This is a genomic window from Nocardia xishanensis NBRC 101358 (assembly GCF_001613365.1).
Lineage (GTDB): Bacteria > Actinomycetota > Actinomycetes > Mycobacteriales > Mycobacteriaceae > Nocardia > Nocardia xishanensis.
In genome coordinates, this window is record NZ_BDCF01000012.1 from 158019 (window position 1) to 177145 (window position 19127).

The window sequence follows — 19127 nt, forward strand, 5'->3', positions numbered from 1 at the left end:
TCAGTCCTCTGATGAGTTGTTGTAAGCCATGTCGATCAAGCCGTCGATATCGAGGTCGTCGATCGATTCCTCCGTGATGCTCTGCTCGGTCTCGCCGTGGCTTTCCTGCCCTTGTGCGAGCTTCATGAGTGCATCCAGCAGCCCCGCGTCGCGGAGACGGGCGAGCGGGATCGTTTGGAGGGCTCTGCGAATATCGGTTTCCGGAAGATCTGCCGGCTGGTCGGAGCTGTGGTGGTCGGTGAGTTCTTCGTGGAGGTAGGCGGCAAGCGCGGTGGGTGACGGGTAGTCGAACACCAGGGTCGCGGGCAGCCGCAGACCCGTGGCGGCCTTCAGCGCGTTGCGGAACTCGATCGCGGTGATCGAGTCGAAGCCCAGCTCGTTGAAGGCTCGGTCGGCTTCGATCGCGTTCGCGTTCTGGTGGCCCAGCGTCGCCGCGACCTGGCCACGGACGACCTCGACGAGCACGCCGAAACGTTCGCTCTCCGGGGTCTCGGCCAAACGAGCGCGCAGCCCAGCGGCCGCGTCCGAGGCCGCTTTCCGGCGAGGCGAGGTCAGACCGGCCAACAGGGCAGGCGCGAACCCCGCGTCGCGCATGGCAACCAGGTCCAAGCGGGCGAGGATGGGGGCCGGCGTGTCGAGCTGCGCCGCCGCGTCGAAGAGCGCGAGTCCTTGCTCTTCCGAGAGCGGCAGCATGCCGGTGCGCGACATGCGGTGCCGGTCGACATCGCTCAGTTCCCCGGCCATACCGCCGTCCCACAGACCCCAGGCAAGAGACTGCCCGCAGCTGCCCGACGCCCTGCGGTGTGCCGCGAGCGCATCCAAACAGGCATTGGCCGCGGCGTAGTTGCCCTGACCCGCGTTACCGAACGCACCGGCCGCCGAACTGAACAACGCGAACGCCTTCAGCGGAAGATCACGAGTCAGCTCGTGCAGGTGCAGGGCGGCATCGACCTTCGGCCCCAACACCGTGTCCATCCGGTCCACGGTGAGCGAACCGATGGCACCGTCATCGAGCACACCGGCCATGTGGAACACCCCGGCGAGCGGGTGGCCCGCGGGAATCTCGGCCAGTACGCCGGCGAGCGAATCGCGATCGGCGACGTCGCAAGCGACGAACTCGACCTCGGCGCCCAAACCTTCCAGCTCCGCCCGCAACTCGGCGGCGCCGGGAGCGGATTCACCGCGGCGGCTGAGCAGCAGCAGATGACGAACACCCTGTGCAGCGGCGAGATGCCGGGCGAACAACCTACCGAGCAGACCGCCCGCACCGGTGATGAGCACGGTGTCGTCGGGATCGAAGGCCGGACGCGACGCCGAACCAATGGCGGTGGAACCGATTCGGCCCAACCGCGCGACATGTACTTGCCCATCGCGTATGGCCGCCTGCGGTTCACCGGTGGCCAGAATCCCGCCGAGCAGCCCATCGAGTTCCGAATCCGAATCGATCGACACGATTCGCCCGGGGCTTTCAGCCTGCGCGGAACGCACCAGACCGCATACGGCGGCACCGGCCAAGTTCGTGATGTCCTCGCCCGCTACCGACACCGCACCGCTCGTCCGGACCACGAGAACCGACTCGGTGAATCGCTGATCGGCGATCCAGGACTGCAACACCCGGAGCACCCCGTTGGTCGCGGCACGGACGGCGGCGGGATCGTTGCCCGTCGGGCAGTCGAGCACCACCGCTGCCGGAACCTCGTCACCGAGATCCGCCCACGGCACCGCGCCGACCTCCGCCTCGGACACCGACATCGGCGTCCAGCCGACCTGGAACAGCGCATTGCCGACGGTGGATGCGCCTGCCGTGAGCTGTGCGGGATCGATGGGCCGGGAAGCCAGATGCCGCACCGTGGCGACCGGGTCGCCCGACGGATCCGCCAGATCCAAAGCCGCGCCGTGCTCACCGACGCGGGTGAGCCGAACACGCAACGCGTCGGCGCCGGCCGCGTGCACGGTGACACCGGACCACTCGAACGGCAGCGCGAGCCCGGTTCCCTCGGCGGTCATGGGCGCGGCGACGAGCAGCGCGTGCAAGGCGGAGTCGAACAGCGCGGGATGGATTCCGAAACCCTCGGCATTCCGCGGATCGGGCAGGGCGACTTCGGCGAACAACTCGTCACCGCGTTGCCATGCCGCCCGCAAACCCTGGAAGAACGGGCCGTACCCGTACCCGGCATCGAGCAACTGGTCATAGACGCCGTCGATGGGCAGCGGCTGCGCACCGACCGGTGGCCAGGAGGCCAGGTCGAAATCGGCCGCCACTTCGCCCCGTGCGAGGACTCCTTCGGCGTTCAGTGTCCACGCCGACGCCGAATCGACATCGTCGGGGCAGGAGTAGATCCGCACCGCGCGACGGCCACTCGGGTCCTGGTCACCGACCACGATGCGCAGCGCGAGCCCACCGGATTCCGACAGCACCAGCGGGGCATGGAGGACCAGCTCCTCCAGGGTCGAGCAGCCGACCTGCTCCGCGGCGTGCATGGCGAGTTCGACGAGGCCGGTGCCGGGGAACAACACGGTGTCCATGACCATGTGGTCGGTCAGCCACGGGTGCGTCTGCACCGACAGGCGGCCGGTGAGGGTCACCACGTCGGAGTCCGGTTGCGATACCACCGCCGAAACCAGCGGATGTCCGGTCGCGACAAGGCCCATCGACCGAGCGTCACCACCACCGGCGGACCCTTCGGTCATCCAATAGCGCCGACGCTGGAAGGCATAGGTGGGCAAGTCGATTCGCTTGCCGCCGGAACCGGCATACAGGCCGGCCCAGTCCACCGTCGAACCCGCGACATGCAACCGGGCGAGCCCGGTCGACAGGGTCGCGGGGTCCGCGTTGCCGCGTCTGGTCAGAGCGACGGTCGTCGCATCATCCACGACCTCGGCGACCATCGGCGTCAGGACCGCATCGGGACCGACCTCGGCGAACCGAGTCACACCCATACCCGCCATCGCGGCGACCGCGTCGGCGAAGCGCACCGTGTCACGAACCTGACCCACCCAATACGACGGATCCGACATCTCATCGGTCACCCGCGCACCGGTCACCGTCGACACCAACGCGATATCCGGGCGGTCGAACGTCAAACCCTGGATCGCCGAACCGAATTCGGCCAGCATCGGCTCCATCAGCACCGAATGGAAAGCATGCGACACCCGCAACCGATGCGTGCGCCAACCACGCTCGACACAACGATCGACCACAGCAGCGACATCCGCCTCCACGCCCGAGAGCACCACCGACGACGGACCATTGACCGCCGCGATCGACACCTGCGCCGCACTGTCCAGCAGCCCCGCCACCTCGAGCACATCGGTCTCCGACGCACCCACAGCGACCATCGCCCCACCAGCGGGCAGCGCCTGCATGAACCTGCCACGCGCAGCCACCAACACACACGCATCCCCGAGCGACAAAACCCCAGCCACATGCGCAGCCGCGACCTCACCGATCGAATGACCCGCCACCACATCCGCACGCACGCCCCACGACTCGAGCAAACGGAACAACGCCACCTCGAACGCGAACAAACCCGCCTGCGCGAACACCGTCGAATCGACCACAGCATCATCGGACAACGCATCGACAAGCGAAACCGACTGCCCCAGAAGCGGATCCAGCTCAGCAACGATCGCATCGAAAGCCTCGGCGAACACCGGATACGCCACGCGCAGATCAGCGGCCATACCGGCCCACTGCGCACCCTGACCGGAGAACACCACACCGGTCGAACCCGACACCACACGACCGGTCACCACACCCGGTACCTGCACACCAGCAGCCAGCGCCCGCACACCCGCCAACAGACCATCACGGTCACCGGCCAGAACAACCGCACGATGCTCGAAAACACCACGCGTCGACGCCAACGAGAAACCGACGTCGACCGGGTCCAGCTCGTGGTCGTCCACGTGCGATGCGAGCCGAGCGGCTTGACTCGCGAGAGCCTCGCCACTGCGTGCCGAAACCACCCACGGCAGCACTCCAGCAGCATCCGAGCCGGTCGCGACGGAAGACGCCGATCCCACCACCGGCACCGAATCCACCACCGGCGGGGCCTGTTCCACGATGACGTGCGCATTGGTGCCACTGATACCGAACGATGAAACACCGGCACGACGCGGCCGATCGACCACCGTCCACGGCACCGGCTCGGTCAGCAACCGAACATGACCCTCGGACCAATCGACCTTCGTCGAGGGCTGATCCACGTGCAGGGTCCGGGGCAGCACCCCGTGCTGCATCGCCATCACCATCTTGATCACACCACCCACACCGGCCGCGGCTTGAGAATGGCCGATGTTGGACTTCAACGACCCCAACCACAACGGACGATCCGCAGCACGATCCTGCCCGTAAGTGGCCAGCAGCGCTTGGGCTTCGATCGGATCACCCAAAGTCGTCCCGGTCCCATGAGCTTCCACAGCGTCGACCTCGACCGGAGACACTCCCGCATTCGCGAGGGCTTGGCGAATCACCCGCTGCTGCGACGGACCATTCGGGGCGGTAAATCCGTTCGACGCACCATCCTGATTCACCGCCGAACCGGCGATCACCGCGAGAACCTGATGACCATTGCGGCGAGCGTCCGACAACCGCTCCAACACCAGGACACCCGCGCCCTCGGACCAACCCACACCATCGGCGGTATCGGCGAACGACTTGCACCGCCCGTCCGGCGACAAACCCCGCTGCCGACCGAACTCGAGGAACATATCCGGTGTCGCCATCACCGCCACACCACCGGCCAACGCCAGATCGCACTCACCCGACCGCAACGACTGCCCGGCCAAATGCAATGCCACCAATGACGACGAGCACGCCGTGTCCACGGTGACCGACGGCCCTTCCAGACCGAATACATACGACACACGGCCCGAGACCAAACTGCCTGCGGCGCCGCTACCGGTCCCGGTCGCTTGCGCGTAGTCGTGATACATCAAACCGGTGAACACGCCAGTCGAGCTGCCACGCAGCACCGCGGGATCCAGACCGGCGCGTTCCAACGCCTCCCAGGAGACCTCCAACAGCACCCGCTGCTGGGGATCCATCACCGTCGCCTCGTTGGGGCTGATTCCGAAGAAGTCCGCGTCGAATTCGGCTGCGGAGTACAAGAACCCACCATTGCGCGTATAGGTCTTGCCCGCCTTACCGGGTTCGGGATCGTAGATTCCGTCGATGTCCCAGCCTCGATCCACCGGCATCTCCCCGGTGGTGTCGACGCCCGAGGCGACCAGATTCCACAGGTCCTCCGGCGAAGCGACCCCACCCGGATAACGGCACGCCATCGCGACAACGGCGATCGGCTCGTCGTCCGCTCGGACCCGGCTGACCGCGCGCTCTTCGACGGCTTCGACGCCGGTGAGTTGCGAACCGATGAAGTCGGCGACCACCTGCGGATTGGGGTAATCGAAGACGAGCGTGGCAGGCAGTTGCAGTCCGGTCGCGGTATTGAGCTTGTTGCGGAACTCGATGGCGCTCAACGAGTCGAACCCGAGCTGCTGGAAAGCCTGCTGGGGTTCGACGGCGTCGATGGAGGCGTGTCCCAGGATGCCCGCGGCAACCGACCGGACGAGCTCGACCAGAGCGCTGTCGCGGTCGGAATCCGATAGGCCCGCCAGCTTCTGCAGAAACGCCTGACCCGCCGGGGTTCGGCCGCGGCGGCGCACCGGTGCGGGCGCGATCGCGCGAACGAGAGCCGGGATCTGCTCGCCCCTGGTTCGAAGCACCGCCGGGTCGACCCGAAGTGCTACCAGCTGGGCGGTATCGGTGGCTATCGCCGCATCGAACAAGGCCAGACCATCGGCCTCGGTCAGCGGCGGGAATCCCAGCCTGCGCATCCGATCGAAATCGTCCTCGGACAGCTCCGTACCGAGCCCGCTCGACCGCGCCCACATGCCGTAATCGAGCGAGGTCGCAGGCAGACCCAACCCGTGCCGATGCGCCGCGAGGGCATCCAGGAAGACGTTCGCCGCAGCGTAATTGGCTTGGCCCGCGGCCAGTACCAACCCGCCCGCCGAGGACAACAGCACGAACAGCGACAGCGACCGATCACGCGTGAGCTCGTGCAGATGCCACGCCGCATCGACCTTGGGCCGGAACACATGGTCGATCCGGTCCGCCGTCATCGACTCGATCACACCGTTGTCGGCGGTTCCCGCCGCATGAACCACACCCACCAGCGGATGCTGATCCGGGACGCTGTCCAGCAGCGCCGCCAACGCCGACCGATCGGACACATCACACGCGGCGATGGTCACCTCGGCGCCGAGCCCGGCCAACTCATCACGCAACTCGGCGGCGCCGGGAGCGTCCAGCCCACGCCGAGACGTCAGAAGCAGACGCGCCACACCATGTTCGGTCACCAGATGCCGGGCGATCACGGCACCCAGGCCACCGGTACCACCGGTTACCAGCACGGTGCCCGGCCCGGCAAGGCGAGCGATCCTGCCCGCTGCGTGGCGGGTCAAACGCGGTACGAGCACGGTCGTACCGCGTAGCGCGGCCTCCGGTTCCCCGGCGGCAGCCACCAGCGCGGTCGCGACAGCGAACAGGTCACCGTCCTGATCCAGGTCGACGAGCTGGAACCGACCCGGGTGCTCGGCCTGCGCGGCACGCAGCAGCCCCCACACCGGCGCCTGATCCAGACGCACCTGCTCGGAATCGGCAACGGCCACCGCTCGTCTGGTCGAGACAACCAAACGGGAAGCGGCGAAACGAGTTTCGGCCAGCCAACGCTGGACGGTGTCGAGCACGCCGGTCACGACCTGTCGTGCCGCCTCCGCCAGCGGACCGTCGTCGAGCGGGCACTCGAGCAGCACGACCTCGGGAACAACAGGCTCATCGGCCGCATCCAGATCGGCGATCAACGCCGTTAGATCACGGTACTGACCGGAACCGACTACCGCCACGCGGCCCGGCTCGGCACTCACCGCCGGCGACGGCGGAACGGTGACCCATTCCACGCCGAAGAGGGCATCCGACACCCGGTCCGCGCCCAGTCGCTCGGCCGATACAGGCCGGGACACAAGAGCGCCCACCGACAGCACCGGTCGGCCCTGGTCATCGGCGATCTGCACGGCGAAGTTGCCGCCTTCGGGGACGCTGCGCACCCGCACGGCGGCGGCACCGGCCGAGTGCACGACCACACGGTTCCAGGCGAAAGGCAGTACCGCGGTATCACTGTCGCTGCGACGACCATGGATGATCCCGGCATGCAGGGCCGAGTCGAACAAGGCGGGATGGATCCCGAAACCCGAGGCCGCCCGCGGGTCAGGTAGAGCGACCTCGGCGAACACCTCGTCGCCACGTCGCCACGCCGCCTGCAATCCCTGGAAGAACGGGCCATACCCGTACCCGAGTTCGAGCAACTCGTCATAGGCACTGTCGACGGGCAACGGCTGCGCACCGACCGGAGGCCATGAAGTCAGATCGAAATCTGGCGCCACTTCGCCCGGGGCGAGCACGCCCTCGGCATGCAGCGACCAGGGGCCCTCCGCGGTCTGTCGAGAATGGACGGTCAGCCGTCGGCGACCGGCCTCGTCGGCCCCGGCCACCACGACCTGGACCGCGACACTGCCTTCGGCGGGCACCGTCAACGCGGTGTGCAGGACGAGCTCGTCCACCACCTCGCAACCCAGCAGTCCACCGACATAACTGGCCAGCTCGACGAATCCGGTACCCGGCAGCAACACGACTCCGTGCACGCTGTGGTCGGCCAGCCATTCGACGGAGTCCACCGACCAACGGCCGGTGAAGCTCACCCCACCCGACTCCGGATGCGGCACACCAGCACCGAGCAAGGGATGGTCCACCGCATCGAGTCCGGCGGAGGTCACTCCGCCCAGTTCGGCGCCCAGCCACGACTGCGCCAGCATCTGCTTGGCATCGAGCCAGAAACGCTCGTGCTGGAAGGCGTAGGTGGGCAAGTCGATGCGCCGGGCACCGGTACCGACGTAGAAGCCGGCCCAATCCACCTCCGCGCCGGAGACGAACAACCCGGCCACCGCGCTCGTTACCGTCGAGGCATCCGCGTGGCCGCGCTTGGCCACGGCGACAGTCGTCACGTCACCGAGGGTCTGGGCGACCATTGGGGTCAGCACGGCATCGGGCCCGACCTCGGCGAACCGGGACACACCCGAACCCGCCATCGCGGCGACCGCCTCCGCGAAGCGCACCGTGTCACGGACCTGACCGACCCAATACGACGGATCGGACATCTCGTCGGTGATCTGGGCGCCGGTCACCGTCGACACCAATGGGAGGTTCGGGCGGGCGAACCCCAAACCGGCTATCGCGGTGGCGTATTCGTCCAGCATCGGCTCCATCAGTGCCGAGTGGAAGGCGTGCGACACCCGCAACCTGCGTGTGCGCCAACCCTGTTCGGCGCATCGATCGGCGGCCGCCACGACATCGTTCTCGACACCTGAGAGCACCACCGACGACGGACCGTTCGCCGCCGCGATCGACACTCCGCCCACCAGTAGCGGCAAGACGTCGGCCTCGGAGGCGCCCACGGCGACCATCGCTCCACCGGTGGGCAGGGCTTGCATCAACCGGCCACGCGCGGCCACCAGCACACACGCGTCCGCCAGCGACAACACGCCCGCCACATGCGCGGCGGCGATCTCACCGATCGAATGACCCGCCACGACATCCGCGCGGACGCCCCAGGATTCGAGCAGCCGGAACAACGCCACCTCGAACGCGAACAACCCCGCCTGCGCGAACACCGTCTGGTCGACCAGATCATCGTCCGCCAACGCCGCGCTCAGCGAAACCTGCTGTCCCAATTGCGGATCCAGTTCAGCGACGATCGCATCGAATGCCTCGGCGAACACCGGATACGCACCACGTAGCTCGGCGGCCATGCCAGCCCACTGGGCGCCTTGACCGGAGAACACCACGCCCGTGGAACCCAAAACCGCGCGACCGGTCACAACGCCAGGAGCCGCAACTCCCGCAGCCAATGCCCGCACACCCGCCAGCAGATCGTCACGGCCCTCGGCCACGACAACCGCACGATGCTCGAACACACCGCGTGTCGACGCAAGCGAGAAACCGACATCGACCGGGTCGGACTCGCCCACAAGCGATATCAAACGATCAGCCTGGTCGCCAAGAGCCTCGCTACCGCGCGCCGAGACCACCCACGGCAAGACAGCCGGGACGGTCTGCCCAACCGGCACCGGAGCGGGCTCCACCACCGACGCCTGTTCCAGGACGACGTGAGCGTTGGTGCCGCTGATGCCGAACGACGACACACCGGCACGACGCGGACGATCGACCACCGGCCACTCGACCGACTCGGTCAGCAACCGAACATGACCCTCGGACCAATCGACCTTCGTCGAGGGCTGATCGACATGCAGCGTCTTCGGCAACACACCGTGCCGCATCGCCATCACCATCTTGATCACACCGCCGACACCCGCCGCGGCCTGAGCGTGACCGATATTGGACTTCAACGACCCCAACCACAGAGGACGATCCGCAGCACGATCCTGCCCATAGGTGGCCAGCAACGCCTGTGCCTCGATCGGATCACCCAGCGTGGTGCCGGTGCCGTGGGCTTCCACCACGTCGACATCGACCGGGGAGACTCCGGCGTTGGCCAACGCCTGGCGGATCACCCGCCGCTGCGAGGGACCATTCGGCGCGGTCAAACCATTCGACGCACCATCCTGATTCACCGCCGAACCAGCGATCACCGCGAGAACCTGGTGACCATTGCGGCGAGCGTCCGACAAACGCTCCAACACCAGCACACCGGCGCCCTCGGACCAGGCGACGCCATCGGCGGCATCGGCGAACGACTTGCTACGCCCGTCCGGCGAAAGCCCCCGCTGCCGGCTGAACTCGACGAAGACCTCCGGTGTCGCCATCACCGCCACACCACCGGCCAATGCCAGATCACACTCACCCGACCGCAACGACTGCGCGGCCAGGTGCATCGCCACCAGCGACGAAGAGCACGCCGTGTCCACGGTGACCGACGGGCCTTCCAAACCGAATACATACGAGACTCGCCCGGAGGCAATCGATCCCGCGTTCGCGTTGACCGGATAGTCGTGATACATCATGCCGGTGAAGACCCCGGTCGAGCTGCCACGCAGCACCGCCGGATCGACACCGGCCCGCTCCAACGCCTCCCACGAGGTCTCCAGCAGCAGAAACTGCTGCGGATCCATCAGCGCGGCTTCATTGGGACTGATCCCGAAGAACGCCGGATCGAACTCACCGGCGGAGTGCAGGAATCCACCCTCACGCGTGTAGGTGGTGTGCGGCGTTTCGCCGGTTGGGTCGTACAGACGTTCGGTGTCCCAGCCACGATTCACGGGGAACTCCGACGTCGCGTCGATCCCGTCTACGACGAGGTTCCACAGTTCTTCAGGAGAACTGACGCCACCCGGATACCGGCACGCCATGCCGACGATCGCGATCGGTTCGCCATCGACGGCTTTCGCCGCGGTGACGACGACGTCCTGCGCCGCGCCGGTGAGCTCGTCGGCCAGATAGGCGGCAAGAGCCTGCGGTGTGGGGTAGTCGAAAACCACCGCGGCCGGCAATGACAGGCCGGTGGCGGTTTTGAGTCGGTTGCGCAACTCGACCGCGCTCAGGGAATCGAAACCGAGGTCTTGGAACGCGCGATCGGGATCGATCGCGGACGCACCGTCATGGCCGAGCACCGCCGCGACGTGGGTGCGCACGGTATCGAGTACCGCCTGCCGCTGCCGATCGGCGTCCAGACCGGAAAGCCGTTGCTGGAGAACGGAAACCGCCGACGACGCCGACGACGTACGCCGGGCCGCCGTCGGCGCCAGTTCCCGCAGCAGCGGTGGCAGGAGTCCGTCCTCGGCCTGGGCGCGAATCGCGGCGGTATCCACCGTGGCGATCACCGCGTGGGCCGCGCCCCGTTCCAGCACGGCATCCCATGCGGCCAATGCCTGCTCGTCCGATATCGCGGTGAACCCGCCGCGACTCATCCGGGCCACATCGGTCTCGCCCAGGTGCCCGGTCATGCCGCCCGAGCGGGCCCATGGCCCCCACGCCAGCGATTGGCCGGCCAGCCCGCGTGCTCGACGGTGGGCGACCAGTCCATCGAGGAAGGTGTTGGCGGCCGCGTAGTTGGCCTGTCCGGGTCCGCCGATCGTGCCCGACACCGACGAGAACACCGTGAACGCGGCGAGATTCAGCTGCGCGGTCGCCTCGTGCAGGTGCCAGGCGGCGTCCACCTTCGGCGCCAGGACCGCGTCCACCCGTTGCGCGGTCAACGAGGCGATAACGCCGTCGTCGAGCACACCCGCGGCATGGATCACCCCGGTCAACGGCCACTCCGCTGGTACATCGGCCAGCAGCCCGGCCACCGCAGCGGCGTCGCTGACATCACAGGCCACCACCCGCACCTCTGCGCCCAAGCGCTCCAGCTCGGCGCACAGCTCCGCCACGCCGTCGGCCCGCGGACCGCTGCGGCTGACCAACAGCAGCGACCGCACACCGTGCTCGACCACCACGTGCCGGGCCACCACCGCGCCCAGACCACCCGTACCGCCGGTGACCAGCACTGTTCCGGCACCGAAGGCCGCAGCGCCAGAGGACATCTCGTCCTCGGCGGGGACGCTCGCGGGTCGGGTGAGTCGCGCGGTGTAGGTGGCGCCCGCGCGCACGACCACCTGGGGTTCGCCCACCGCCATGACGGTGGCGGCGAGTCGCTCGTCGACGACAGTGTCCGCGTCGACCACGACGATCCGGCCAGGATCCTCCGTCTGTGCCGTGCGCACCAAGCCCCACACCGCGGCACCGGCGAGGTCGGTGAGGTCTTCACCGGGCAGCGCGACCGCGCCGCGAGTGGCGATCAGCAGGGTGCTCGAGGTGTATCGGTCCTGAGCCAGCCACGCCTGCACCACCTCGAGGATCCGTGCGACCTCGGTGTGGGTAGTCCTCACCACGTCGGTGCCGACGGATTCATCCCACCCGGCACCGGCCTCGACCACCACCACAGGGGGTACCGGCGACTCCGGATCCAACCGGTCCCACCGACCCACACCCGCAGCCATCGCCCCGGACTCGGACGCGGTCGGCGACCACGTCAGTTCCAGCACCGGAGCGATCGCGCCGCTCGCGCCCGCGGCGGCCGCGGCGAGCTGTGTGAGGGGCATCGACCGGGTCGTCAGCGATCCCGACAACACCGGTTGTCCTTGCTCGTCGGCCACCGACACCGACACCGACGATCCGGTGGTGGTCAAACGCACGCGAAGCACCGGCGCCGCGGCCGCGTACAGCGACACGGACTCCCACGAGAACGGCAGCACGACCTGACCCGCCGCCATCGCGAACGGTGAATCCGGCTGTCCGTCAGCGCTGTCGGTCACACCGGCCAGCAGTCCCGCGTGTATGGCCGCGTCCAGCAGTGCCGGATGGATCCCGAAGCCTTCGGTGCGCACCCCGGTCTCCGCGTCGACGGCGATCTCGGCGAACACCTCCGCACCGTGTCGCCACAGCGCACGCACACCCTGGAAAGCCGGACCGTAGTCGTAACCACGCGCCAGCAGGCCCGTGTACGCGGCGGCGATATCGATACCACTCGCCGCGGCCGGAGGCCATGCCCCCGTTTCGGATTCGGTCGTGTCCTCTCGGGTGGTCAGTAGACCGCGCGCGTTCAGGACCCACTGTCCGTCGTGGTCGTGTTCGCCGCGGGAGTAGATCGATATCGGCCGCCGGGGGGATTCGTGCTCGGACCCGGCGACGACGACCTGGATCTGGGCGCCGCCCGCCGCGGGCAGCACCAGCGGGGCTTGCAGCGTCAATTCCTCGATCGCCGGGTACCCGGCTACGGCGCCGGCGCGCAACGCCAATTCCACGAACCCGGTCCCCGGCAACAGCACCGACCCGGCGACAACGTGGTCGGCCAGCCACGGCTGCGTCGCCACCGACAGTCGGCCGGTCAGCAGCACATCCCCGGACTCGGCCACCGACACCACCGCGCCGAGTAGCGGATGCTCCACCGCGCCCAGGCCGACGGATTCGACGCCCGCGGCGCCGACAGATGTCTCGAGCCAGTAGCGGCGGCGCTGGAAAGCGTAGGTCGGCAACGAGACTCGCGAGACGGAGCGAGCGGCGAAGAACGCCTTCCAGTCGACATCGACGCCCACCGCGTGCGCGTGCGCCAGGCCGTTCACGAACTGCTCGACCTCGGCGCGGCCTCGACGTGCCGCGGCCACCACCAGCGACTGCGACTCGATGTCTTCCGGCAGGCATTGGCGCGTCATGGCCGTCAGCACCGCGTCCGGACCGATTTCCAGGAATCGGCGCACACCCGAGGCCACCAGGGTGTCCACACCGCGCGCGAACTGAACGGCCGCACGAACCTGTTGAACCCAGTAGGAGGGCTCGAGCACTTCGTCACCGGCGATCCGGCCGGAGAGATTCGACACCAGCGGGATCTGCGGGCGGTGGTAGGTGACATCCCGTGCGACAGTTTCGAATTCGGCCAGCATGGGATCCATCCGATGGGAATGGAACGCATGGGACACCCGCAACCGCGAGGTCTTCCGCCCGCGGCCGGCGAATCGCTGCTCGAGCGCCGCCACGGCCTCTTCGTCACCGGAGACCACCACGGCGACAGGCGAATTCACCGCGGCGATCGACACTCCATCGACGAGCGCCTCGGCAACCTCGCGCTCGCTCGCCGCGATGGCCAGCATCGCGCCGCCTTCGGGCAGCCGCCCCATGAGGCGGCCACGCGCGGTGACCAACCGGCACGCGTCCGGCAGCGACCACACGCCCGCGAGGTACGCGGCGGCCAGCTCACCGATCGAATGTCCGACAAGGACATCGGGTGTCACGCCGAACGAGTCCAAGAGCCGGGCCAGCGCGACTTCGTACGCGAACAGCGCGGGTTGGGTGAACTCGGTCCGATTCAGCGCATCGGCGTCAGCGGGGCCGCCATCGGCCGGCTGACCGGTGAACATCACCCGCTTCAGCGAACCGCCCAGCAGTGGATCGAACTGCTCGCAGATCTCGTCCAACGCGGACGCGAACACCGGGAACGCCTCGTACAGTTCACGTCCCATCCCGACCCGCTGCGCGCCCTGCCCGGTGCACAGGAAGGCTGCCTTACGGGTGACCGCCCGACCCGTCGCCACACCGTGGGCGGAGCTCGCCGATCCGTCCTCGGCAAGCGCGGCCAGTCCGGCGAGCATCGTGTCCCGGTCTTCGCCGACCACCGCGCCCCGCCAGTCCAGCCGGGCGCGGGTCGTCACCAGCGAATAGCCGATGTCATCGACGGTCAGGTCAGGGTTCTCGGTCACCCAGTGCAGCAGTTTGGCCGCCTGCGCGCGCAGGCCGTCCTCGGTTTTCGCCGAGACCAGCCACGGCGAGGCGCCGGACGCCGCTGCCTGCGTACCGCGATCGTCGACATCCTCTGCCGGTTCGGCAGGGGCCTCCTCCGCGGCGGGGGCCTCCTCCAGAATCACGTGTGCGTTGGTACCGCTGGCTCCGAAGGAGGAAACGCCCGCCCGACGCACCCGCTCTCCCGCGGGCCATGGTTCCGCCGCGGTCAGTAGCCGCACCGATCCCGCCGACCAGTCCACATGCGGAGTCGGCGCATCGACATGCAGTGTCGCGGGAAGCATTTCGTGCCGCAGGGCCTGCACCATCTTGATCACGCCGCCGACACCCGCGGCGGCGGAGGTGTGTCCGATATTCGACTTGAGCGAGCCGATACGCAGCGGATCGCCGACGCGATCGCGGCCGTAGGCGGCGATCAGCGCCTGCGCCTCGATCGGGTCGCCGAGACTGGTGCCGGTGCCGTGCGCTTCGACCGCGTCGACGTCGGCGGGTGTCAGACCGGCGCTGGCGAGAGCCTGCGCGATCACCTTCTCCTGCGAAGGACCGTTCGGCGCGGTCAGGCGGTTGCTCGCGCCGTCCTGGTTGACCGCGCTGCCGCGAATGACGGCGAGGATCCGGTGCCCATGGCGGCGCGCGTCCGACAACCGCTCGACCGCGAGCATGCCGAGACCTTCGGAGAATCCCGTCCCGTTCGCCCCGGCCGCGAAGGCCTTGCACCGGGCATCGGGGGACAGCGCACCCTGCCGGGCGAAGGCGATCAGCAGCGCGGGGTCGGACATCACGGTGACACCGCCCACCAGGGCGAGAGAGGTCTCGCCCTGCCGCAGCGCCTGACACGCCAGGTGCAGGGCGACCAACGACGACGAGCACGCCGTGTCCACCGAGAGCGTCGGACCTTTGAACCCGAAGGTGAAGGCGACGCGCCCGGAGAGGACGCTGGCCGAAACGCCCAGGTAAGCATGGCCTTCCGACTCGGCGGTTAGGCCCGGCGAACCCACGCGGGGGCCGTATTCCTGGTGAATCACACCGGCGAACACTCCGGTGTCGCTGCCGCGCAGCGTCATCGGATCGATACCGGCGTCCTCCAACGCCTCCCATGCCGCTTCCAGGAACAGGCGCTGCTGTGGATCCATCGCCTCGGCCGCGCGCGGGCCGATTCCGAAGAATGCGGCGTCGAAATCGCCTGCTGCGTCGAGGAATCCGCCTTCACGGGTGTAGATCGTCCCCGGAGTGTCCGGATCGGTGTCGAACAGGCGCTCCAGGTCCCATCCTCGGTCGACCGGAAAAGGACCGACAGCGTCAGCATCGGAAGCGACCAAATCCCACAGCTGCGCGGGAGTTTCGACACCGCCCGGATACCGACAGCTCATGCCGACGATCGCGATCGGTTCGCCTGCACGTTCTTCCAGATTGTGGATGTGCTTCTTGGCGGCGCGCAGGTCTCCGGTGAGCTTCCTCAGATACCGGCTGAGCCGTTCCTCGTTGCTGGCGGCGGGGCTGCTCATGCTGGTCCAAACTCCTCGTCGATCAGGTCGAAAAGCTCACTGTCGGAATGGAAGTCGAGCTCGTCATACGCGTCGCCCGGCGACCTGCCGGTCAGATAGGTGCGCAGGCGCTCGTTGACGCCCCGCAACCCGGCGACGGTCTCGTCGTTGTCGCTGCTATTGGCGATGATCTGCTCGAGCAGTGCCTCGAGCCGCGCGATATCGTCGGGCACGGCCGATGTCGGTTGCGCGGGCGCTGTCGCCACGGTCTGTACCAGAAGGTAGTCGGCGACATCTCCCGCGGTCGGGTAGTCGAAGACCAAGGTCGAGGGCAGCGACAGACCCGTCATCCTCGAGAGCCGGTTCCGGAACTCGACGCCGCCGAGGGAATCGAAGCCGAGTTCGCTGAAGCCGCGATCGGGTCCGATGTCGTCGGCCGACCCGTAACCGAGCACCGCCGCCGCGTGGTCCCGCACCAGATCCAGGACGACCCCGCGTCGCCTCGCCTCCGCCACACCGTGCAAACGCTCGCCGAGCGATAGTTCACCACTCGATGCCGTGGCCGACCGGCCGCGTGCGCGAACGAACCCGCGCAGCACTGCCGGAATCGGACCGGTGTGCGCTTCCATGCGCAGTTTGTCGATATCCAGATGCAACAGCGCTGGCACCGGTTCGGTTGTGGTCAGTGATTCATCGAACAACCGCAGGCCGTCGGCGCGGTTCAGTGGAGCCAGGCCAAGTCGCTCCAACCGGCTCATGGCGGTGCGATCCAGCGCGCCGGTCATGCCGATGTCCTGCTGCCACGGGCCCCACGCGAGTGCGAGTGCCGGTAGTCCCGCGGCGCGGCGTCGCATCGCGAGGGCGTCCAGGAAACTGTTCGCGGCAGAGTAGTTCGCTTGCCCGGCCGAACCGATCATTCCGGCGATCGAGGAGAACATCACGAACACCGACAGATTCATGTCCAGGGTGAGCTCGTGCAGATGCCACGCCGCATCGGCCTTGGCAGCGAACACCCGATCGACTTGGTCACCGGTAAGCGTGTGGAACGCGCTGTCGTCGAGCACGCCCGCGGTGTGGACGACACCGGTGAGAGGATGCTCCGCGGGCAGGGCGGACAGCAGATCTCCGAGCGCGTCGCGGTCGGTGACATCGCAGGCGGCAATCCGCACCTCGGCGCCGGATCGGGACAGTTCCGCCACGAGTTCCATCGCGCCGTCGGCATGCTCGCCACGGCGCGAGACCAGCAATAGTCGCCGCACACCGTGCGTGGTGACCAGATGCCGGGCCAGCAGCGCGCCCAATCCCCCGGTCCCGCCGGTGATCAGAACGGTTCCGGACCCGAACGATACTCGGTCGGCCGCCGGAGAGGGCAGTGCCTCCAGTCGCGGTACCAGGACGCGGTCGCCCCGCACTGCCACCTGCGGCTCCCCGGTGTCGAGCACGGCTCGTATCGAGCCGGCCGAAATGTGCTGTGCACCATCGGGCTCGCTTGCGTCGAGCAGCACGATCCGCTCCGGGTATTCGGTCTGAGCGCTACGTATCAGCCCCCATACCGCGGCCGATGAGGTATCCGGCGTCTCATCGGGAAGTGCTGCCGCACGGCTGGTCAGCACAACCAGCTGCGACCGCCCGAATCGCTCGTCGGCCAACCAGTCACGCACCGTGTGCAAGGCGGCATGGACCCGGTCGCGCGCGGTTCGCTGCGAATCACCCCGCAGTGCAGCAGCTTCGGACCACACTACGACCTCCGGGACGACCGAAGCCGAAGCGAGCTCCGTCAGATCCGAATACCGCTCGTCGATTCCGTCCACATGCGCGGCTCCGAGCACGGCCACGCTACCGGTCGGGATGTGCCCGTCGGGCATCTCCGCCGGCACCCAGCGCAACCCGTACCGTGCCGCGCGTCCGCCCGGCAACATGGCGCGGAACTGCTGGACGTCGTAGGAACGCATGACGGCTTCGTCGATGGTGACCACCGGATTTCCGTCCTGGTCGACGGCCACGACGGTGATCGCCTCACCATTGCGCCGGATGGCCATCACCCGCAACGTCCGGACGGTGGACGCGGAGTAGATTTGCGTTCCGCCCCAACGGAACAAGAGTTTGCCCTCGCCGGGATTGCCCTTGTGGTCGGGCCAGATCAGACAGGCGATTCCCGCATGCATCACCATGTCGAGCAGCGCTGGATGTAGCTGGAACCGTTCGGCCGGGAATTCCTGGTTCAGGGTGACCTCGGAGAAAACCGTGTCACCGCTGCGCCATGCGGCATCGACGCCGATGAACGAGGCACCGTATTCCAGTCCGGCGGCACGCGCCACCTGGGCCGGGATCCATTCGGTATCCACCGGTTCGGCGTCGACCGGCGGCCACGGCGCGTTTCGCAGCATGTCCATCAGTCCGATGTCGATCAGCTGCCGACTGCTCAGCAGACCACTGGCGTTGCGCGTCCACTCGCTGTCGGCCCTGTCGCCGGTGAGGCGGTAGTGGAACGTGAACGATCTACGTCCCGTGGAATCCGGTTCCCGCACCAGTACCTGGAGTTCGACCTCGCCGTCCGCCGGCGGGAGGATCGGCGCCTCGAGCGTGAGCTCCTCCACCGCGCCGCACCCGATCCGCGGAGCCGCGACCAGCAGCATCTCCATGAGCGCGGCACTCGGGACGAGCACCACGCCGTAGGTGGTGTGGTCAGCGATCCATGGATGGGTGCGCAGCGAGAGCCGCCCCGTGAACAGCCACTCGTCGCGGTCGGCCACTCGCACCACGTCGGTGAGCAGCGGGTGTTCCGAGGTCGCGTTCCGGGTCTCCCCGATGCTGGGTTCGAGCCAGTACCGCCGATGTTCGAAGGCGTAGGTGGGCAGAGCAATTCGCGAAACCTGGCGGGTGGCGAACACCGGATTCCAGTCGATGGCAGATCCGGCGGTGTGCGCGTGGCCGAGCATGGTCAGGAACTGCTCGACCTCGTCGTGATCCCGGCGGGCCGCCGCGGCGACCACAGATCGAGCCTCGACCTCCTCGGGAAGCGTGTGCCGCGTCATCGCCGCGAGCACCGCGTCGGGTCCGACTTCGAGGAACCGGCGCACACCCGACGCCACCAGCGTCTCGACACCGGGCGCGAAACGCACCGCGGCGCGCACCTGCGACACCCAGTACCCCGGATCAAGGATCTCGTCGCCGGCTATCCGGCCGGAAATGTTGGACACCAACGGAATCCGTGGAGCGTTGAAGGTCACTCCCGCAACCAGCGCCTCGAACTCGGCCAGCATCGGCTCCATCCGATGGGAATGGAACGCATGCGA

Annotated in this window: 2 protein-coding genes (1 of these 2 only partly in view); both read right to left on the reverse strand. The window is 67.9% G+C overall.

The genetic code is table 11. From position 1 onward, the window contains the following. A complete protein-coding gene (locus tag NX1_RS12250) occupies window positions 1-15852 on the reverse strand; it encodes a type I polyketide synthase (protein WP_068057757.1) in 15852 nt (5283 codons plus the stop codon). After that, window positions 15849-19127, reverse strand: the final stretch of a protein-coding gene (locus NX1_RS12255; protein ID WP_068057758.1) for a type I polyketide synthase. The gene runs 10548 nt beyond the window's last position; only the last 3279 of its 13827 coding nucleotides appear in the window; its start codon lies off the right edge, out of view — the gene reads right to left on this strand; it ends in the stop codon at window positions 15849-15851. The genes NX1_RS12250 and NX1_RS12255 overlap by 4 nt, the downstream gene beginning before the upstream one ends.

Excerpts from the sequence above, each read along its gene's own strand:
- NX1_RS12250 (WP_068057757.1), bottom strand. The coding sequence starts at position 15,852 with ATGAGCAGCCCCGCCGCCAGCAACGAGGAACGGCTCAGCCGGTATCTG.